The organism is Candidatus Binatia bacterium, from assembly GCA_026415395.1.
Classification (GTDB): domain Bacteria; phylum Desulfobacterota; class Binatia; order HRBIN30; family HRBIN30; genus HRBIN30.
In genome coordinates this window covers 214,127-233,682 of record JAOAHD010000016.1, presented here as the reverse complement: position 1 = coordinate 233,682, position 19,556 = coordinate 214,127, and the positions used below count along the sequence as shown (strand labels likewise).

General features: G+C 63.2%; 22 protein-coding genes. 10 read left to right on the top strand and 12 right to left on the bottom strand.

Going from position 1 to position 19,556, the window contains the following annotated elements; genetic code table 11:
* Positions 1–73 precede the first annotated feature (73 nt).
* The 4 genes from N3C12_12700 to N3C12_12685 all read left to right on the top strand — a co-directional run bounded on the left by N3C12_12700 (position 74) and on the right by N3C12_12685 (position 5,259).
* Entirely contained in the window at positions 74–1,120 is a 1,047-nt protein-coding gene (locus tag N3C12_12700) for a sulfate/molybdate ABC transporter ATP-binding protein (protein MCX8073293.1), read from the top strand.
* 149 nt (positions 1,121–1,269) lie between these two features.
* Positions 1,270–2,313, top strand: a complete 1,044-nt coding sequence (locus N3C12_12695; protein ID MCX8073292.1) for a DUF4236 domain-containing protein — start codon at positions 1,270–1,272, stop codon at positions 2,311–2,313.
* 517 nt (positions 2,314–2,830) lie between these two features.
* Entirely contained in the window at positions 2,831–3,427 is a 597-nt protein-coding gene (locus N3C12_12690; GenBank protein MCX8073291.1) for a porin family protein, read from the top strand.
* 224 nt (positions 3,428–3,651) lie between these two features.
* On the top strand, positions 3,652–5,259 hold the full coding sequence (locus N3C12_12685; protein MCX8073290.1) for a methylcrotonoyl-CoA carboxylase: 1,608 nt from the start codon (positions 3,652–3,654) through the stop codon (positions 5,257–5,259).
* A 65-nt stretch (positions 5,260–5,324) separates the two neighbouring features.
* On the opposite strand, the gene N3C12_12680 is transcribed toward N3C12_12685, so the two are convergent.
* The 5 genes from N3C12_12680 to N3C12_12660 all read right to left on the bottom strand — a co-directional run bounded on the left by N3C12_12680 (position 5,325) and on the right by N3C12_12660 (position 10,638).
* Complete coding sequence (locus N3C12_12680) at positions 5,325–6,707, bottom strand: hypothetical protein (GenBank protein MCX8073289.1); 1,383 nt, start codon at positions 6,705–6,707, stop codon at positions 5,325–5,327.
* A gap of 312 nt (positions 6,708–7,019) precedes the next feature.
* Positions 7,020–7,349, bottom strand: coding sequence for a hypothetical protein (locus tag N3C12_12675; protein MCX8073288.1), 330 nt, complete (start codon positions 7,347–7,349; stop codon positions 7,020–7,022).
* Positions 7,346–8,596 carry a hypothetical protein gene (locus N3C12_12670; GenBank protein ID MCX8073287.1) on the bottom strand — a complete coding sequence of 417 codons (1,251 nt, stop codon included), beginning with the start codon at positions 8,594–8,596 and terminating at the stop codon, positions 7,346–7,348. Before N3C12_12670 ends, N3C12_12675 begins: the two co-directional genes overlap by 4 nt.
* 91 nt (positions 8,597–8,687) lie before the next feature.
* Entirely contained in the window at positions 8,688–9,689 is a 1,002-nt protein-coding gene (locus N3C12_12665) for a hypothetical protein (protein MCX8073286.1), read from the bottom strand.
* Positions 9,690–9,837: 148 nt separating this feature from the next.
* Positions 9,838–10,638: a hypothetical protein gene (locus tag N3C12_12660; protein ID MCX8073285.1), complete on the bottom strand. Its 801-nt coding sequence runs from the start codon at positions 10,636–10,638 to the stop codon at positions 9,838–9,840.
* Between the two features lie 85 nt (positions 10,639–10,723).
* Between N3C12_12660 and N3C12_12655 the strand changes: the two genes are divergently transcribed.
* The 3 genes from N3C12_12655 to N3C12_12645 are packed head-to-tail and all read left to right on the top strand — an operon-like array spanning position 10,724 to position 11,575.
* A complete protein-coding gene (locus N3C12_12655; protein MCX8073284.1) occupies positions 10,724–10,915 on the top strand; it encodes a hypothetical protein in 192 nt (63 codons plus the stop codon).
* Between the two features lie 24 nt (positions 10,916–10,939).
* On the top strand, positions 10,940–11,161 hold the full coding sequence (locus N3C12_12650; protein ID MCX8073283.1) for a hypothetical protein: 222 nt from the start codon (positions 10,940–10,942) through the stop codon (positions 11,159–11,161).
* Positions 11,162–11,185: 24 nt separating this feature from the next.
* Entirely contained in the window at positions 11,186–11,575 is a 390-nt protein-coding gene (locus N3C12_12645) for a hypothetical protein (GenBank protein MCX8073282.1), read from the top strand.
* Between the two features lie 818 nt (positions 11,576–12,393).
* Here the strand turns inward: N3C12_12645 and N3C12_12640 are convergent.
* A complete protein-coding gene (locus N3C12_12640) occupies positions 12,394–12,834 on the bottom strand; it encodes a hypothetical protein (GenBank protein ID MCX8073281.1) in 441 nt (146 codons plus the stop codon).
* A 226-nt stretch (positions 12,835–13,060) separates the two neighbouring features.
* Between N3C12_12640 and N3C12_12635 the strand changes: the two genes are divergently transcribed.
* Together N3C12_12635 and N3C12_12630 are read left to right on the top strand one after the other, a co-directional pair.
* Entirely contained in the window at positions 13,061–13,534 is a 474-nt protein-coding gene (locus tag N3C12_12635) for a hypothetical protein (protein ID MCX8073280.1), read from the top strand.
* A 27-nt stretch (positions 13,535–13,561) separates the two neighbouring features.
* A complete protein-coding gene (locus N3C12_12630) occupies positions 13,562–14,476 on the top strand; it encodes a hypothetical protein (GenBank protein ID MCX8073279.1) in 915 nt (304 codons plus the stop codon).
* On the opposite strand, the gene N3C12_12625 is transcribed toward N3C12_12630, so the two are convergent.
* The 6 genes from N3C12_12625 to rpoZ form a co-directional block, all read right to left on the bottom strand.
* The gene (locus N3C12_12625; protein ID MCX8073278.1) at positions 14,436–14,894 is read right to left on the bottom strand and encodes a TIGR03618 family F420-dependent PPOX class oxidoreductase; all 459 of its coding nucleotides are present in this window, start codon (positions 14,892–14,894) and stop codon (positions 14,436–14,438) included. The genes N3C12_12630 and N3C12_12625 overlap by 41 nt on opposite strands.
* 13 nt (positions 14,895–14,907) lie before the next feature.
* The gene (locus N3C12_12620) at positions 14,908–15,741 is read right to left on the bottom strand and encodes an alpha/beta hydrolase (GenBank protein ID MCX8073277.1); all 834 of its coding nucleotides are present in this window, start codon (positions 15,739–15,741) and stop codon (positions 14,908–14,910) included.
* Positions 15,742–15,857: 116 nt separating this feature from the next.
* On the bottom strand, positions 15,858–16,904 hold the full coding sequence (locus N3C12_12615) for an RNA polymerase factor sigma-32 (GenBank protein ID MCX8073276.1): 1,047 nt from the start codon (positions 16,902–16,904) through the stop codon (positions 15,858–15,860).
* Between the two features lie 67 nt (positions 16,905–16,971).
* On the bottom strand, positions 16,972–17,283 hold the full coding sequence (locus N3C12_12610; protein ID MCX8073275.1) for a MerR family transcriptional regulator: 312 nt from the start codon (positions 17,281–17,283) through the stop codon (positions 16,972–16,974).
* Positions 17,284–17,294: 11 nt separating this feature from the next.
* Positions 17,295–18,428 (bottom strand): J domain-containing protein, encoded by a 1,134-nt coding sequence (locus tag N3C12_12605; GenBank protein ID MCX8073274.1) that lies wholly within the window; start codon positions 18,426–18,428, stop codon positions 17,295–17,297.
* A gap of 80 nt (positions 18,429–18,508) precedes the next feature.
* Entirely contained in the window at positions 18,509–18,706 is a 198-nt protein-coding gene (gene rpoZ, locus N3C12_12600; protein ID MCX8073273.1) for a DNA-directed RNA polymerase subunit omega, read from the bottom strand.
* Between the two features lie 169 nt (positions 18,707–18,875).
* On the opposite strand from rpoZ, the gene N3C12_12595 reads away from it, so the two are divergent.
* Positions 18,876–19,541: a CoA pyrophosphatase gene (locus N3C12_12595; GenBank protein MCX8073272.1), complete on the top strand. Its 666-nt coding sequence runs from the start codon at positions 18,876–18,878 to the stop codon at positions 19,539–19,541.
* Positions 19,542–19,556: the final 15 nt, after the last annotated feature.

Sequence of the window (19,556 nt, the reverse complement as noted above, 5' to 3'; positions counted from 1 at the left end):
CTCTGCGCAAACCGCTAGTGCCGCACCGAGCACGTTTTCGGCGTCTCCCTCTGCGAGCGGCACAGAAGATGGCATCCGAGTGGAGGGAGTGAGCAAGTCGTTCGGGCGCTTCGTGGCGTTGGACAATGTGAGTTTCACCGTACCCACGGGGAGCTTGCTTGCCCTCCTCGGTCCGTCGGGTTCGGGAAAGACTACGTTACTGCGGATCATTGCGGGACTGGAGCAACCTGACCGCGGGCTTGTACTTTACCGCGGGCGTGATGTCACCGGTGAATCTCCCCACCAGCGCAACGTAGGATTCGTGTTCCAGCACTATGCGCTGTTTCGGCATCTGACAGTGTACGAAAACGTGGCCTTTGGGCTGCGCGTGCGTCGGTGGCCACGCCGGCAAGTGGATCGCCGCGTGCGCGAACTGTTGCATTTGGTGCGCCTCGAGGGGCTCGAAGGGAAGCGGCCTGCCGAGCTTTCAGGTGGCCAACGGCAACGTGTTGCCCTGGCACGGGCACTAGCCGCGGAGCCCGAGGTTTTGTTGCTCGACGAGCCGTTCGGCGCCCTCGACGCCAAAGTGCGCCGCGAACTGCGGGAATGGCTTCGCCGCTTACACGATGAGATAGGCGTGACGAGTGTGTTCGTTACCCACGACCAGGAGGAGGCATTCGAGGTAGCGGATCAGGTTGTGTTGTTGAATCATGGCAAGGTCGAGCAAACGGGAACACCAGTGGAGGTCTTCGAGCATCCAGCGAATGCATTCGTCACTGAATTCCTCGGCTACGTGAATAAGTTCCCTGGCCGCGTGCGGGAGGGGCAAGGGTTCGTTGCCCCGCTAGGTGTGAGCGAAGAGGAACAGGCCGACGGAGAAGCCGCCGTGGCGTATGTGCGCCCGCATGAACTGGAAGTGGATCGCATCCCCCGTGGCGTATATAGCGTGGAAGCCCGCCTGCTACGCGTGAATCCGCTCGGTGGCACCGTGAAACTGGAACTCCACGCGGTGCACTTCGGCATGGTGCTGCGCGTGGAGTTGCCGTGGGAACGTTACGCGGAGCTGCGCCCACAGCCGGCGGAGCGGCTGTTTGTCTTTCCGAAGAAAATGCGCGTGTTCGTACACAACTACCAGATTTGAATCGGCGCGAGTTGCGCGCGCGTTGCTGACGGTAATCTCGAGGCGCCGGAGAGGGGCGGAGGGCTCAACATGCGCGCCCGGCGCTTGACTCGGGCCCCGAGACGTGATGGCACACGAGTGGGGCAGAAAGCCAGCCGAAGGAGGTGCCCATGGGATTTCGTTTTTGGCGGCGGGTGCAGATCTTGCCAGGGGTGAGCGTGAACCTGAGCAAGTCGGGAGCATCGCTGAGTTTCGGGCCGCGCGGGGCCAAGTTCACGATCGGTCCGGGTGGACAGCGCGCCACCGTTGGCATTCCCGGAACAGGAATCTTTTACACGACGACTTTTCCGACGAAGAAAACCAGTCGCGGGGGAAATGCGCAGGTCAGCGAGCCGGCTCTGCCTGCGGTCAGGCCGGAAGATCGCCTCACGCTAGGCTTTTTTGCGCGGCTGTGGACGCCCAAGGAGGAAGAAGCGTTTGTGGATGGCTGTCGCGCGCTGGTGCAGGGCGAGACGGCGCAAGCTTTGGCGATGCTGGACCAAGCCCCGCAGCTTGCCGATGCGGCGTTTTTTGCCGGTGTGCTGGCATTCGAGCGGGGCGATTGGGACAAGGCAAAGCGGCACCTTACCTTCGCCTTGGAGCACGAGAAGGAGCTTGGAACGTTGTTCGCCAAGTACGGTGTGGCCCTCACCGTCAGTGTGCGCATTGCCCCGGAGATCTGTGCCCACGTTGGCCCGAACCTGCAGGGGCTGCTCCTTGCTCTCGCCGAGCTCTATCAGCACACCGGACAGTGGGTGGATGCATCGCTCTGCCTCGAGCGGCTACGCTCGCTTGCGCCGGACGATCTCGTGGTGCGCCTTTCGTTAGCCGAGCTGCTCTTGGACGCACGCCCGAACGATCGCGAGTCGCTGCAGGAGGTCGTGCAGTTGGCCGCCGGTGTAGAGAACGACACCCCGCTGCACACCGCGCTGCTGCTTTACAAAGCCAGGGCTCTACGTCGACTCGGTTTACTTGCTGCCGCGCTGGAGACGCTGAGCACGGCGCTCCGGAAGACGGCAGGCAGAGACCCAGAGTTGCTCCGCGCCCTCCGCTACGAGCGCGCTCTGGTTTACGAAGGCCTGGGCGACGTTCGGCGTGCCCGGAACGACCTTGAAAAGCTGTACGCCGAGGTGCCGAACTACGAAGACGTCGCGGCCCGCCTCGGCTTGGTCTGATGGCCACTGCGCCGCCCGTACGCGTTGCGGCGCGATCGCAAGGTACCGTTGGAGCAGGGGCGGCATTTTGGCACTATGGCAACGCGGCGACGCATGCGTCGCGCCTACGATTGTGCAGGTGCCGCGACAGTGCATGGAAAAGTTGTAGGGGCAGGCCTCGCGCCTGCCCGTGGGAGGTTGAGGTATTAGCGGTGGCGCAGGCAAACGAGGGTAGCGACAAGGGCTGCCCCTACGACCGCGCTGGTGCCGCGTGCTAGGATGGCAACGCGTAGCAGCGGTGGCGACAGCATCACCGATCCACGCGTTCCCCATTTGCTATTCGGGAGTCGCCGATCCATAGCCGTCACTGCTCGGCAGTTTCGCTGGTCGTACGCAAGATGGGCCTTGCGGGGCGGTACGAGGAGCGAACACTTGTAGTTCTTGTTGCCGAAGGAGCCTTTTCGTGATAGCCGCAAAGCGATTCGCGAGCCCAAGGCTGTGGCCTGCGCGACCGCGAGCGACTCGGGAGGTGGACGTTATGAGACGGCGCGTGAATATTGGCAGCGGGTGGTTCTTCGGGGCTCTTCTGGGCTTGGCGTTGTTGCCTGCCGCTCGGTGTCTTGCCCAGGAGGAGAAGTTTGGCCGCACCGGTTTCTATGTGGCGGGGCTGGGTGCCTACTCGGTCGAGAATTTCGACACCGATGCCACCGGCGTAAATGTAAAGAACGCGCTCGGGTTCGACTTGCGCGTTGGCTACCGTGCACATACGAACGTGGCGGTGGAAGGAAGCTTCCAGCATTATCGCGACCGCGAGCTGGAACCCCCGGATGGACCATCGGTGGATCTCTTAAGTTGGGGCTTTTGGATGAACGTGAAGCTTTACGCGCTCACCGGAAGGGTGCAGCCGTACGCCTTGATTGGCCCTGGGGTGATGCACCTGGATGCCGGCCGCTCCGGTTTGATGGGCATTTCTCGCGACGACAACGGCTTCAGTCCACGGGGTGGTCTTGGCTTCGACGTGTACGCCACCGAAAACATCGCGGCGACGTTGGAAGCTTCGTACGTGTTCACGGCCTTTGACGTGGAGGACAAGGATCACATCCCCGTCACCTTCGGCCTGACCTATCGCTTTTAATTGCTCCCACGACGCGAAGCCGAGTTCACACGCGGGGCCCGTCCGCGACTGGCCGCGAGTGCCGGCACCGTTGTCTGCGCGTGGGCTGGGGACACGAGTGTGAGGACCACAGAAGAGTAGGCACGCCGCATCGCGCAGCGCGCTCGAGCTACGGGGGCGCTTAGACACTTTTGCAATCGGTTGCCGGTAGCTCCGGAGACGTTGCCTTTGCTATGGGCCCAGCCATGCGCCGAATCGAATCCCGCGTTCGCCCCCAAAGCTCGGAATTTCAGGAAAATCGCCGCTACCATGAAGCGCTAGCCGAGGAGCTGCGCGAGCGGATTCGCGCGGTGCAGCAAGGTGGACCGGAAGACCAGCGCCAACGCCACCGCGAGCGCGGCAAGCTGCTCGTGCGCGAGCGCATCGATGCGCTCGTCGACCCCGACACGCCGTTCCTCGAGTTATCGCCCCTCGCAGCGTACGGGTTGTACGACAACGAGGCCCCCAGCGCCGGTATCGTAACGGGCATTGGCATGATTCACGGGCGCGAGGCCATGATCGTGGCGAACGACGCCACCGTCAAAGGCGGCACTTACTATCCGATGACGGTGAAAAAGCACCTGCGCGCACAAGAAATCGCTTTGGAAAATCACTTGCCCTGCGTGTACCTCGTCGACTCGGGTGGAGCGTTTTTGCCGCTGCAAGCGGAGATCTTCCCCGACCGCGACCACTTTGGGCGCATTTTTTACAACCAAGCCCGCATGTCCGCGCTGGGGATTCCCCAAGTCGCCGTGGTCATGGGCTCGTGTACGGCTGGTGGCGCGTACGTGCCAGCAATGAGCGACGAAACGGTAATCGTTCAAGGCACGGGAACGATTTTTCTCGGCGGGCCTCCGCTGGTCAAAGCAGCCACGGGAGAAGAGGTCACAGCTGAGGAGCTCGGCGGCGGCGACGTGCACACCCGGATCTCCGGAGTGGCGGACCACCTCGCGCTCAACGACCATCACGCCTTGGAGGTCACGCGCAGCATCTTTGCGAGTTTGGGGCCGCCGAAGCGCGCCTTATTCGACGTGGCGCCGCCGGAGGACCCAGCCTACCCCCCGGAAGAAATTTACGGCATTTTGCCGCGCGACCCACGGAAGCCGTTCGACGTGCGCGAGATCATTGCCCGGCTCGTCGATGGCAGCCGATTTCATGAATTCAAGGCTCGTTACGGGACCACTATCGTGACCGGCTTCGCCCGCATCCACGGCTACTTGATCGGCATCGTGGCGAACAACGGGATTTTGTTCTCCGAGTCCTCGCTCAAAGCCACCCACTTTATCGAGCTTTGTGGGCAACGTGGAATCCCGCTGCTGTTCTTGCAAAACATCACCGGCTTCATCGTGGGTAAGCAGTACGAACACGGGGGCATAGCCAAGGACGGCGCCAAGATGGTGCACGCGGTCAGCACCGTGGGTGTGCCCAAGTTTACGGTGATTATCGGCGCCTCGCACGGTGCGGGGAACTACGGCATGTGCGGGCGAGCATACCAGCCGCGGCTGTTGTTCATGTGGCCGAACGCGCGAATTTCCGTAATGGGCGGGGAACAGGCGGCGCAAACGCTGTTGACCGTCAAACTCCAACAACTCGCGGCCCGCGGCGAGACGATGACGGCGGAGGAACAAGAAGCTTTCCTCGCACCGATTCGGGCCAAGTACGAGCAGGAAAGCAGCGCATACTACTCCACCGCACGGCTGTGGGACGACGGCATTCTCGATCCGGTGCAAACTCGCGACGTGCTGGGTTTCGCTCTTGCCGCTGCGCGCAATGCGCCAATCGAGCCCATGCGTCCGGGGGTGTACCGGATGTAACGGTTCGCGCTTCGCGCCGGTGTTCTCCGAAAAACAGCCGCGCGCACGAACCTGCCACTGTTCGTTCAGCGGCGGTCGGCAAGTGCATCGAGTCCGACGCCGGCAATTCCACGGTAACCTACAGCTATCCGGCCAGAGCGCGGATCGGGCACGGTGACGATATCCAAGTCGATCAACAGCAGGAAGTGGATGTAGCCATCGCTGGCTTCTGCGCCCGGGGGCGGGTTCGCATCGAAAAAGGTGTCCGGGGTAGTGACACTCAACAACACGCGATCGGCACCGAACGTGCTCGTGCTTTGCCGCTCGACCACACGCGCACGCACAAGCTGTCCTTGCCGGTCCATGATTGCTTCCACAATGGCATATTCCCGCCCCGCGCTGGCATTGCCCGCACGTGCGGTCTGCCGCAGGCGGATGTCCAGGTGCTGGAACACGCGTGCCGCCACACGCCGCACGAACGGCGCAAAGCGCTCGGCCTTGGTATTGAGCAGGGTAATGTTGCCCTCGCGAATTCCCGGCAAGAAGTCGGCCGTTCCCGGTTGCACCGAAAACGTGGGACCGCCGCTGTCCAACAGCAGGCGCCGTTTCGGTCCTGCCTCGCTCGTTCCGCCTTCCGCGGGGGTGGGTTGCGCTGCGGCTGGTAAGGAAACGTCGCCAATGTTCGGCAGCAACTGATCGAGTTTCGGGAGCGCGGCGATTTGCTCGCCTGCCGGGGCAGGGTTTTTCATCGCCTTGTGTTCACTTGCGCGGTTTGACCCCGCCGCCGCGCCCGCGCTCTCCTTTTGCCGGCGCTCTGTAGCGGCTGCCTGCTTGGCGGGCTTTTCTTGGTAGCGATCGGCGCGCCGCACGGTTTCCTCGGCAACCCGGTTGTCGCGATCGCTGAGGAGCCGCGTGTTCCGCGGGGTAGCCTCCTCGCCGGCATCGGGTGGATTCACGATTTGGCGCTCGGGGAGGACCAATTGTGGTTGAGCGGGCTCGGCATTCGGCGCGGGCTCGAGGGGTAACTCATTTGCCTTGGGTGCAGGCGGTGGCGGGGGCGGAGGAGCAAGGTCGACTTCGATCGGCAACAGCGCTTGTGGAGGCACGATTGAAAACCACGAACTCCTGAGGGAGGTGAGCAGCATCATGTGCACCAGTAGCGACGCCACGAGCCCCCATATGAGGCGCCGATCGAGCACTGCTTCCTCCATGGCGATGGCATGGTAGCGTCGTTTAGCGAAGAGGAAAACTGCGGTGTTGCGGGCGAGTGCCAGCGGTTGCCGTTCGGGGCAGGAATTCCGCGCGCTATCCCGGCACGCTGAGTTGAACTGCGCAGGTGCAGCGGCGAGGCGTAACCTTTCCGCCGTGCTGGTTGCGAAATGATCCGGTGCGCCTAGGAGCTGCTCCGGGCCGTCGCGAATCGCCGCACGCGCGAGCGACACGGCTATCGGGGGACGAGGCTTTGCCAACAGTCTTGCAAAGCCTGCGGCAGGCTCCCGCTGGAGTCGACTGGCAAGATACGAAAAGGGGTGGCAGGTTCGTCTTGTCCGGCACAATTGCTCCGCCCCGCTTCCGACCAACAGCGACGGGTGCCCCGGCAAATCGTCATTTCGCGTGGTAACGCAGCGGCCGTGGGTACGTCCGCGGTCGCATCAGCCCGCGGTTCGTCTTCCGGTTGGCGAACCTCGATTTGCACCGGTTCGGCAGCCCGCACGGGCCAGGCCTCAGTCCAGCTCGCGAGCAGGACGAGAACGGTGCACAGTGCCTTATTCCCGGACATCTCACCCACTCTGCAATGCGATGGCAAATCCCACCATCCCCGCCACGAGCACGCACCAGCCGAGTTCCACCGTGGCGAGCAAGAGGGCCAGCGCAGGTTGCACGCGCGGCTTGCCAGATCGGGCTCCTCCGCGAAGAGCCACTATGGCAAACCCGGCTGCAATAACCGGTAGTGCTGCGAAGGCGAGCGGCGCCCAGAAAGTCGGCGGTAGCCAATGTTCGCGCACGCTCCACAAATACGCGAGCGACAACGGCGGTTGGACCACGAGCAGCGCCCACGCGATTCGCGGCACCCGTAGGGTTGCCAGTTGCGCCGTCGGAAGATGCGTCACTCGGGGTTCTCCGCCATTGCCTCGAGCCGGCGCAACTCCTCGGTCTCGCGCTCGATGGCTTCCAAGTAAAACGGGTCGTTGAAGGACTCGGCGGTGAACTGACTGGCCCGGTAGGGTTGCGTGACGAACTTCGGCTCAACGAGACGGCTGAGAGCGTTGGGCATGGAAGTGGTCGTCATCAAGGAAACGAACCGGAGGACGTAGGGGCCGTCCACGGGGCCGGTGCCGGTCTCGAAGCCATGGAACAGCCGGCCGTAAAATCGCAGTGGTAACCAGTACATGCCGGGCTCAAGTTCGTGACTGCTTTGGGCAAGGCCGAGCGGCCGATTGGCGTTGGAGTACAACGTTGCGGCCAAATGGAACCGGCCTGCTTTGACTACCTCGACTTCCGCCTCGATGACCAAGCTGCCTTGGTCCAGGCGGTCGCGAAAACGCCCCGTGAGGCGGGCGTGCGGGCGGCTTACCTGAAAACTCGTTCCGGCACGGCGCTCGATGCCTTCCAGGGAAAAGGCAATCACGCGGACGAAGTACGACGCCGCGAGCGCGGTGTCGTCCGTCGGCGGGGTCCAGGTCACCGTGTAGACGTTGTCGAAAGCTTCTGCGTCACCGGCTTGGCCGTCATCGTGAAAGACCAACTCGCCAACAGGAACCATTTCATGAGTGAACACGGTCCCGGTGATTTCTCGAGCGGCTACTTTTTCACCACCAACGGTGAGGTGCGCAAAGATCCTTGGGGTTTCGCCCTCCTCGAATGAAATCTGCTCGGGGAAAACGGTGAGGACCGGATCTTCGCCGTCCGGCCCCCCAGCAGAGATCGGCGACACCTCGCGGTCGCTCAGCAAAGGATCCTGCTCTTGCGTGATGGGTTTCGTTTCCGGCGGATATGCCGCGCGCTTCTTGTAATCGTCGATGAGCTGCTTGGTCATGGCGATGGCGGTGGAGCGCGCATCGAGGGCCGCTTGCTCCTCGGGAGTCGCGGGCGACGGAGGTGGCGCCGCGGTGGGAGAGGGAGCTGCAGCCTGCGAGTGTGCCGCAGTGTGACTCTGCACTCGGTCCCGTTGAGGCTCGACCACTGGTGCTGGGCGGAGCGTTAGCTCGCTCTCTTGAGGAGGGCGTTGGCCGCCGCGAGCGAGCAATAGCCAGACAATCGTGAGGAGCAGCAGAGCGGCGGCCGCAGCGGCGAGCACGAACAATGCGGGGCGCCGTTGCGGGGAAGCGTCGGTCTGAGGCTCGCTGGCCTTGGGCATTGCGAAACCGTGTATAAAAAACAGCGCGCCCCGCAGCCATGCCTGAAGCTGACTGCGGGGCTCAGCGCTCGGCGGTGAGAGTTACGAGCGATTAGTAAAGCAAGGTGACGAACTTTGCCGTCGACATCGAACTTTGCACCGTGGTGTTCGGAGCGCACGGCGAACCGTTGCAGTACCACACGCCGTCGGGAATTTGCTTGCGGTTTGCGTAGCGAGAGTCATTGCGGATGTTGTCGTGGTTTTCGTGACCGGCGTCGAGGTTGCGGAAGCCCGAGCTCTCCTGCTTGTAGGAGTTATTGCATACGTTCGAGTTGTCGTAGCCAGCGGTTGCGCTGCCGTTACAGGCATAAATCGACGCGTACTGGACAATCCCGTCGTCCTCCCCGCTGAGGCAAGCACTGGCACCAAAAATGGCTTGGTAACCGCCAACGAGATACACATTCTTCGACGGTGCATTCGAATACGTACGCACCTGCACATCGTCGGCGCTGCGCAGCCAGTAGGTGGCGGTGTCGCAGCTTTGAATGAAGAACGCGATGAAGTTGCACAAAAGGTTACTCTGGCCACAAACGGCGTCCGCTCCCTGCGAGCCGCGGTGTGCCCCGCTCACGGCAATGACTCGGCTGATCCTCTGGCCCACGGTGCCATAAATGCTCTTGTAGTTCGGATCGGTGGTGCGGCTGTTCCCGAGGATGTAGTCCATGATCGTGCCGCCCATGCTGTGAGCAATGACCCAGAAAGTACCGCCGTTCGCATAAGTCAGCGCGCAGCGATTTCCGCCCCCGTCTGCCCCGCCGTTCGTGGCATTGATGATCTCGTTGGCGACTTCGTCAGCGGCGCCTGCACCCCAGTAAGGATCATTTCCTTTGTAGCCGACCACGTAGTAACTCGCCGCGAAATTCTTCGTGGCAGTTTGCACAAAGTCGGTGCTGCTTGTCTTCCAATAGTTCCGCGCGTAGGACCAGTTGGTGTACGTATTCGTGTCCGTTTGTTTGCCGTGCACGAAGATCATGCACGGCTGTGCCTGCGCCACAGTGGCAGCGGCCACGGTCACAACCCCGAGCACCAAACCACGTACCGAGCGACGATTCATCCTTCTCGATCCTCCCCTTCCTTTGTCTGCGGAACGCTGTTGCGACCGCAGCGAAAATCCGCAACCGCATGCCCGATTCCCCTTGCGAAGTCAACGGTCGCGGCCTGCTTTTTAACGAGGACAGGTGAGTGGCGAGCGGCGCTGCTTTTTATGGAGACGGAGGCGCGGGTGGTGAGGGCGATGCGGACGGTGTTATGGAGGGGCTTGGCGTGGGTGTGGGTGTTGCGGACGGCGTGGCAGAAGGAGTGAATGTGGCGGTGTCGGTGGGGCTCGCCGTGGCTGAGGGTGTGCGTGTAGGCGTGCGGGTGCGCGTGGGCGAGCGGGTGCGGGTGAGGGTCACCGTGGGTGTGGGTGAAGGAGATGTGGGGGTCGGGGTCGGAGTAACGGTTGGCGTGGCCACGACCACGACGATTTGTGCTGTCGGACCGGTGTTTCCGGCCACATCGCGCAGGGCGACGCTCAGCAAGTTTTCTCCGGGCGGAAAAACCATCGTCGCGGTCACCGCACTGCAAAACTGCCAGGTGGAGTTCGGTTGCAGGAGCTTGGGATCGCGCGAGGCGTCGACGATCGTGCACGGCGTGTTCACAGTGATGTACGGATCGAAACGGCAGGCAAAGTCCACGAGTGCATTCGTGACAAAGAGATCGTCGGGGTCGAATCGCGGTGGGTCCACTCCGGGAATGCCGCCTCCACCGAGGGAAGGCGGACCCGTATCGCACACGGTCAAACTGCCATTGCCGAGATTACGGTTGTTTTCGATCCAGATGTCAGGGCGACCGTCTGCACCCGGTTGCAGGGAGGTTCCGAGCGGTTGGGCACTGAGGCCAGGACGCCCCTCGACGACGATGAGAAACTGTCCGGACGTGAGCCTGTAGACGAGCCGTCCGGCTGCATCGAACTCTGGCGTCGGCGTCGGCCAGCTTTGGCATTCGAGCTCACAGCAGAACACGCAGCCATCGAGCCGGGCAATCGCTGCAAACGCGGTGACGACGGGCCCCTGACCCGTCGGTGTCGGTGTTGCGGACGCAGTTGGAGTGCTGCTCAGCGTCGGAGTGGCTGAAGGAGTGGCCGTGTGTGTCCGCGTGCGTGTGGGGGTGTGCGTGCGCGTCGGCGTCGCAGTGTGGGATGCGGTCGGGGTTGGAGTGGGTGTCATTGTTACGGTCGGTGTGGCTGTGCGCGTGGCCGTGCGGGTCATCGTGGGGGTGAGCGTGGCGGTGGCCGAGTGAGTTGCCGTCGGGGTAGGGCTCGCTGTGCTGGTAGGTGAGGGCGACGGTGTGGGAGAAAAGGTGTGGGTTGCCGAGTGGGTTGGCGTTGCTGTGTGTGTGGCGGTGGCAGTGATCGTCGGGGTATCGCTGGGCGTGGGAGAGGGCGTGGACGTCGGCGAGACGGTAGGGCTCAGCGTGGACGTCGCTGTTGGGGTTACCGTGGGTGTCGCGGTCAAAGTGAGCGAAGGTGTTGGCGATGGGCTGTGAGACGCCGTTGCAGTGGGTGATGGCGTGGGGGTTGCCGTAGGGGTTGCGGATTCCGTTGCTGTCCCCGTGTTTGACGGTGAGACGGTCGGGGACGACGTGTGCGTAACCGTGGCTGTCTCAGTAGCTGAACTCGTTGCCGTCGGACTTTCGGTGGCCGTGGGCGAGTGGCTCGCTGAGGGCGATGCACTTGGAGAAGGGGTGAGTGAAGCGGTGTTCGTTGGCGTGGGCGAGGGCGCGCTACTGCGCGTGCGCGTAGGGGTCCGAGTGCGCGTCGCTGGAATCGTGAATGAAGCCGTCGGCGTGTTTGTCGGCTGGCTTCCCGGGATTGGGGTTCGCGTTGCCGTCGGCGACCCCGTCGCGCTGGCCGTTTCCGTAGGCGAGGGTGTTTCAGTGGGTGTTGCCGAGATCGGCTGAAGGGTGGGAGTGGGCGAAGTCGTCTCTGTTGGGGTCTCGGTGGCCGACGCTGGTACCGGGCTGGGCGAGGGGGACGGCTCCGGCGTGCGAGACCAGCTCGGGCTGGGCGACGGTGGTTCGGGAGTGAGAGACGCTGCCGGGCTCGGCGATGGGGTTGCGCTGACCGTGCCCGTGCCCGTCGCTGTCGATTGCAAGGTTGCGGTGGGGGTGCTGCTCGGAGTCAGGGTCCCGCTCGCACTGCGGACGCTGGTGTACGTGCTGGTGGCGGAATGCGACGGTGTGGGCAGGGTCGGGGATGGCGGTGTGGGCGTCAGTGTGGATGTCCTGGAAGGCGTCGTGGATGGCGTTCGGGATGGTGACGCGGAAGCCGTTGGCGAGGCCGTGGCCAGAGGGCGAGGCGTGAGCGAAGGCGTCCCACTCGGTGTGGGCGTTCGGCTGTCAGTGGGGGGTGGCGTGGTGCTATGCGTCGGCGTTGCCGTCACGCTGCTTGTGTCTGTGGGACTGGGGAGTGCCGGCGTGGATGTTGCGGTGGCGCCGGGTGTACGAGTGCTACTCGGGGACACTGGCGTGGTTGTCGCTGCGGGAACTTGCAAGCGCGCAATCGCGCTCACTAGGTCAGCCGCAGTTACGGCCCCATCGCGATTGGTGTCGGCGTCCGAGCAGTCGGCAGCCTCCTCGAACAGCAGTCCGAGCCAGGCAATGGCCCCGTGCGCGTCCAGCGTCACCGTGCATTCCGCACCTCGGCTCGCCGCTGGCAAGAGCCAGAGGAACGCAGCCACGAGACCCGTTTGCGCCATTTTGCCCCGCACGGTGACTCCTCAGGGAGTGCGGGTGGCCGTGGGTGTCGCCACGCGCACCACGATTTGCGCCGTCGGCCCAGGGTTTCCTTGGGCGTCCCGCAAGCGCACAGTGAGAATGTTGTCTCCGGGCGGGAACACAGCGGTGGCTGCGACGAAGTCGCAAAATTGCGCGGTCGACGTCGCCACCACCAGGCTTGGCTCGCGGCCCGGGTCGAGCATGGTACACGGAGCAGAAGCGCTGACGGAAGGATCGAAGCGGCAGGCAAAATCTTGCAATGCATTGGTCACGAAGGTGTCTGCAGGATCGAAGCGCGGAGGCCACACGCCCGGTACACCGCCACCTCCTTGGCTCGGAGGGCCAGTGTCGCACACGGTGAGGCTACCGTTTCCCATGGCCCGCGAGTTCTGGATCTGCAGGTCTGGCCGCCCATCGAATCCGGGTTCTAATGAGGTTCCCACTGCCGCGCCGCTCGCGCCCGGTTTGCCCTCGACCACAATGATGAATTGCCCGCTGTTCGCTGAGAAGATGCGCCGCCCTTGCGCATCGATCCACGGGGTTGGCGTGGGGGTGCGGCGGCAGCGTTGGTCGCAGCAAAAGACGCAACCGTCCAGGTTGGTGACGACACCAAAAAAGGTGACCTCAGGTCCGATGCCCGGCGGCGTGTAGGTCGGGGTGTTCGTTGCCGTGCGCGTACGCGTATCAGTGATCGTGGGTGTTGGTGTTCGCGTTGCGGTGGCGGAGCGGGTGCGCGTGAAGGAAAATGTTGCCGAAGGGGTGGGTGTTGTCGTCGGAGTTGGCGTTGTCGAGCGGGTAGCCGTGCGAGTCCGTGTGGCAGTCGCCGTGGGCGTGAGCGAAGGGGTCCGAGACGAGGTGGCGGTGGGGCTCCAGCTAGGAGTCAGCGTCGGCGGCAGCGAACGCGTTGGGGTCGGCGATGGAGTCCAAGAAGGGGAAGCTGTGCTCGTCCGGGTCGGCGAGGAAGTTGGGCTTGCCGTGAAACTCGCCGTAGCTGTGGGTGTGAGCGACGGCACTGGGGTGCGCGACGGCGTCCTCGAGCGTGTAAGTGTAGCGGTACTGGTGTTTGTGGCAGTACGCGTCGCTGTGCGAGAAGCCGACGGAGTCGCAGATAGGCTCGCTGGGGGCGGTAGTGTCATGGTGTAGGTGGGCTCTGGCCGTGAAGGAGTTCGAGTGGAGGTGACGGATGTCGACGTAGAGGCTGTGGTTGCGCTTGGCAGTGGGGACAAGGTCGGAGACGGAGTGACGCTGGAGGAGAGGGTCGGAGATGGGTTGGTGCTATTTGTGGCTGTGGGAGTTGCGGTGCGTGTTGGGATTGGGGTTGCGGTTGCCGTGCGAGTCCGCGTGGGTGGAATTGTGTTCGAGGCGGTGGGGGTTCGGGTAGGCGTGCCAGTGGGCGTGGGAGTGCGAGTTGGCGAGGCCGAGCGTGTGGCCGTGGCCGAGGCCGTTTCCGTGGGTGTCAGTGTCCATAAATGCGAGGGCACAGGGGTGAGCGTCGGTGAACTGGGAACGGACGGCGTGGCAGATGCGGACGGCGTGGGCTCCGGGGTGTCGGTGGGCGGCACAGTCGAGGACATGGTCGGGGTGGGCGATTCCGGCGCTGTTGGGGTGAACGAGGCCGTCTCGCTCGAGGTAGGCGTTGGTGTTGCCCATGCCGTGCTCGGCGTGGGCGTGGGAGTTGCCGGTAGGATGGTGAACGAAGGAGTTGCCGTGGGGCTTGGTAGGCTGCTGAGGCGAAGGATTGCCGCCGGTAGATCGGCGGCGGTAGGGCCGCCGTCGTTGTTCGCATCCACGAAGCCACAAGGGGGAAGTCCGCCGAAAACCTGCCCCGCCAAGGTGCGCACCACCGACGGCGGGTCTTCCACCGGCACACACCCCTCCGCCGCAGCGCCACTGGTCGCCGGCCGGCAAATCGCGGCGAGGACGAGCGCTACCCACCAAACGGCGGAGGCACGCCCACGGGCTACACGACGGAACATGGAAAGCCCACTGTATGCGTGGCGGCACGCGGTTTTCAACCGAGCAAACGCGCCCGCCAGCGGAAAGTTTAGTACAGGCCGCCGAGTTTGCTGTGATCCCAGCTACTGATCCGCACGGGTCGAATGCGCACCACCACTCGCTTTTGTGCCTGCCGGCGCATAGCTTCCTCCACTCCTGGAACCAGTGCGCCGAGCATCTTTTCGTGGATGCGCTTCAAGACGGCGAGTGTGTACTCCGGCTCGCGGACTAATTCGGCTTCGCCCCGAATGAGAACGCCCTTCAGTGTGTCGTAGGTCTGACCGGACTCGGCCATGAACGCCACTTTCGGGTTGCGCTCCACGTTGCGAGCTTTTTGCGACTTGGCATACGTGGTCATTACCGGGCAATCGCCCTCCATGGCGAACCACATGGCCACGGTGTGCGGGTAGCCCCACGGGTCGATCGTGGAAAACGCCGCAGTGCGCGCGTGAGCCAAAAACTGAGCTCGCTCTTCTTCCGTCATTTCGATTTGTTTCCGTCGATGCATTGCCCTCCTCCAATCATGTGTGCCGAGTCTGCCCGCGCTTCGTTAAAACCGCCTGGGCCAACTCGACACCGCCAAGAAAACTCAGCACGCTGAACACGAACAGCTCGGGCTTTTCCGTCGGCAGATTGTGACCAGCCTCGGGCACCAGCAGCAAGCGGGCATGCGGCAGTGCTCGCGCCATTTTCACCGATCCACCCGGTGGCGTGAGCTGATCGTCGAGCCCCTGTAAGATCAGAGCCGGTTGCGCCACGCCCCTGAGCTCGGCCGTGAAGTGATAGTCGGCCACGGAGCGTGCCGCGGCAGCGTACGCGCGCGGATCGCACTGGCGTGTGAGTTCACCCAGTGCTCGCACCCGCTCCGGGTAACGCGCGGCGAATGCGGGCGATACCGAACGGGTGGCATCCACGGCATTGTCGCCGAAGCCGCGGCTTTCGATCATGTCGGCCAAGCGCAGCCAAGCCGCAGTGGCACGCGGCCCCACCTCGCTGGAGGTCGACACTAAGATCAGCGAGCGGACGCGCTCCGGCCGATCCAGGGTGAAGCGTTGAGCGATCACCCCGCCCATCGAGATCCCGAGCAAATGCACGGGGCCGAGTTGTGCTTGCTCGAGTAACGCATCCAAATCGCTGGAGTAATCGGCGAGCGTGTAGGGTCCGGCGGGCTTATCTGACTGGCCAAAGCCACGCAGGTCGGGCCGTACCACTCGGTGATAGCGGGTGAAATGAGGGATAAACTCGTCCCACACGTGCGAGTTGCCGCCGAGGCCGTGCAGCAAGACAAGCGGTGTTCCCTCTCCTTCATCGAGATAGTGCAGCGTGACTGCACCGCGGACCTGAACCTCAGGCATGAGCCGCGCTTGTAGCCAAGGGGCGAAAACCGGCCAAGAGTGGCAAGGTAACGGCCCGGGGCGGCGGAGACGCTTCGCCTGCAAATGGTCCCGTGAGGACCCGTGGCGAAGCCGCCTTAGCGGATGATGTCTTTGACTGCGACCTCGATATCCTTGGCGCTGTCCAGCAAGTACTTCTTGAGCTTCTTCTTTACGCGCTCTTCCAATTGGCGCACGCGCTCGCGGCTGATGCCGTAACGGTCGCCGATTTCTTGCAGCGTCTTCGGTTCCTCTGCCATCAGCCGCTCGTCGAAAATGACTTTCTCCTTGCCGGTCAGAGTGCGGCCAAATTCTTTGATCTTCTGCTTGAGCAAAGCGCGGGCTTCGGCGTCAGCCACTTTTTCTTCCGCATTCGCCTCACGGCTGGCGATGAAATCGAGCAGCGTGCTTTCTTCGCCCTCCTCGATCGGAGCGTCGACCGAGAGCTCGCGAGAAGAGAGGCGTTGGTCCATCTCGATGACCTCGGACTCCTTCACGTCGAGCCGTTGGGCGAGCAGCTTGGGTGTGGGTTTGAAGCCCTCGCGTTCGAGCCGCTCCTTTTCTTTTTGCAGGTTGAAGAAAAGTTTGCGCTGTGCCTGCGTGGTACCGACCTTCACCAGCCGCCAGTTGTTCATGATGTAGCGGATGATGTAGGCGCGGATCCACCAGACGGCGTACGAAGGAAAGCGGATACCGCGATACGGATCGTAATTCTTGACGGCCTCGAGCAAGCCCATGTTGCCTTCTTGGATCAAGTCCAAGAGATTTTGAAACGCGCGCTGGTACTCACGCGCGATCATCACCACGAGGCGCAAATTCGACGTGACCAGCCGGTAGGCGGCGTCGAGGTCGCCATGTTCCTTGTAACGAACCGCCAGCTCGTGTTCCTCTTCGCGAGACAAGATGGGATAACGCCGGATTTCCACGAGGTACCGCTGCAGCGGGTCGAACGGCACCACCTCGCGGCTTGTCGGGCCAGCCTCTTCTTCCTCCTCCGCCGCCGGTGCCGGCAATACGTCCAGTGCGGTTTCCGGTACCTCCGGAACCTCGCTGGGAATTTCCACGATTTCCGGCTCGAGCGTAGGAAGGTCGTCGCTTGAACCGCTCTCCTCGCCCAGCGCGGTCTCTCGTTCTTCTTCGCTCATGGATGCGGAGGCAACCTATAGGCTTTTGCAGAGGGGGGCAAGTTTGTTGCACCGCAGGCTCTTGCCGTCACGCCTTGGGAAGTTGGCGGCGCAACTCCTGCACGAGTTGCTCGAGAATTTCCCCGAACTGCCGCTGCATGGAGAGGATTTCATCGCGCAAGTGCAGCACGATTTCCACACCGGCCAGATTGACTTCCAGTTCGTGCATCAGCAGGCGGGCAACACGCACGCGCTCGACATCTTCGGCTGAAAGCACGGGTTCTCCCTCGGAGGACAGTTTAGGATGGATGATTTCTTCCACCTCCAGCACGTGCACGAACTCGCGATCTACGCCCAACTCGCGGAGCACTTCTTCCAAGCGGAAATAGCGATGGACCACGGTCCCTCCCCTCAGAGTTTTAAGTTGTCCCGCGGGTGCGGCACGGTGTGCTCATCGAGCACCTTGGCCGCCTGGCGGACCGCTTCTGTATCCTTCGTTGGCACATGAATCATCAGGCGCAAGTACAAATCACCCGCACCCCCGCCGTGTAGATGAGGCACGCCGCGCCCGCGAATGCGGAGCAACTTCCCGCTTTGGCTCCCTGCGGGCACTTGCACCCGGAGCGCACCCCCTGCTGGGCTTGGCACGGTGATGGACGCTCCGTTCACCGCCTCGCCTACGGTAATGGGGACGTTCATATACAGGTCATCGCCACGGCGCTCGAGGATTGGGTGCGGGCGGATGTGCACGCGCAAGTAAAGGTCGCCCGGAGGGCCGCCGTGTAAGCCAGGAGCGCCTTTACCGGCGAGACGTACACGTGAGCCATCTTCCACGCCTGGAGGAATGCGCACCTGCAGCCGTTCGGTTTGCACCGTCTCCCCCGCGCCGCCGCAGGTGGAGCAGGGGCGCGTGGACATTCTTCCACTGCCGCCGCAACGCGGGCAGGTGCGAGAAAAGCGTACCGGTCCGCGCGCTGCCTGGACGCGCCCGCTACCCAAGCATTCGCTGCAGGTCGTGGCGGCGGCACGGTCCTCACCCGTACCTTGGCAGCTCGCGCACACGGAGGGCCGTTGCAGCGAGATTTCCATCGTGCGCCCGCGCACCGCGTCCAGCAGGTCGATTTCTACCTCGGTTTCCAAATCCGCGCCGGCGCGTGGGCCCGGGCGGGCGCGTTCACCGAAAAGGTCGCTAAAAATATCCTCGAAACTCTCGAAGCGCCCAAAGCCGCTGAAGCCGCCCGGACCGAACCCGCCTGCGAACTCCCGTTGTTGACGCTGCCACTGCTCGTAGGCCCGTGCGCGATCGGCATCGAACCCAGCTTGCAGGCCCGCCATGCCGAATTCGTCGTACAGCTTGCGCTTCTCCGGGTCGCTGAGGATTTCGTGGGCTTCCGAGATTTCCTTGAACCTCTCCTCGGCTTCCTTGTTGCCCGGGTTGACGTCAGGGTGATACCGCCGCGCGAGCTTCCGGTAGGCCCGCTTGATTTCCTCTTGGCTCGCGTTCCGTGGAACGCCCAAAATCGCGTAGAGATCCTTTTCTCCCATGGAAAAACATCACCCCCTCCCGCAGCTGGCCGTTTCAGGCGCGGGCCGGGAGCTTGCCCCCGGATTGTACGAGCAATCGATCAGCCCGCCTTGGGATAGCGGCGATCCACCCGCCCCGCAGCGATTTCGCGCAGTGCGGTGACGACCTCCTTGTTGTCCGATTCCACCAGCGGGCGCGCACCTTTGAGCAGCATTTTGGCTCGGCGAGCCGCAAGCAAAGCCAGTTCGAAGCGGTTGGGTACTTTCTCCAAACAGTCTTCCACAGTGATGCGTGCCATGCGGAATCTCCTCTCTTTTGGCGAGCGACGCGCTTTCTTAGCGAAAGGCATCGCCCAGGGGTAGGGTAAGAGCTGGCCTCGGAGAAGCGAACGAACACCCGCTATGAGGGGGCGGGCCACCCCGCTGGAATAGTGGCGAAAATCGGACTCTGGGCTAGCTTGGCGGCTTATGGAGGAGTCTGAACGTAGCAGGCGGGAAGCAACGAAGGGCGCGGCAGGGAACGAATGGGGCAGATGGAGTGCGCAGGAGATTGCCGAGCGCTTGCGCGAGCGACCTGTTCATCTGGTGAAGGATCCCCCGGACCTGCCGCGGGCAGCGGTCGCGCTCATTCTGCGCGACGGGGTGCATGGCAGCGAGTTTGTGGCGATTCACCGAGCACACCGTAGAGGCGACCCTTGGTCGGGCCACATGGCGCTTCCCGGCGGCCGGCAGCAACCAGGGGATGCGCATTTGATTGCCACTGCTGTCCGCGAGACGCGTGAGGAAATTGGCGTCGATCTGGAGCGGGCAGCGGAGGTGGTCGGCGAGCTCGATGAGTTAAGGGCTGTGGGCCGCGGCCAGCTTCTAGACTTGGTGATTCGGCCCGTGGTGTTCGTGCTGCGTGCCCCTGTTCAGCTCGTGCCCAATCCCGAGGAGGTCCAAAGTGCTTTGTGGATCCCCCTTGCGGCGCTGCGGCACAATTCCAAGCCGTACCGTCATCCCACAAACGCTCAGGTGGGATTTGTGCCCGCATTCGAATTTCAAGGGCATACGATTTGGGGCCTTACCCACCGGATCTTGTCGGGACTTCTCGACATCTTGGCCAAGCAAACTCCACCGGCAGAAGAGGGCTAGTCATCGGAAACACCG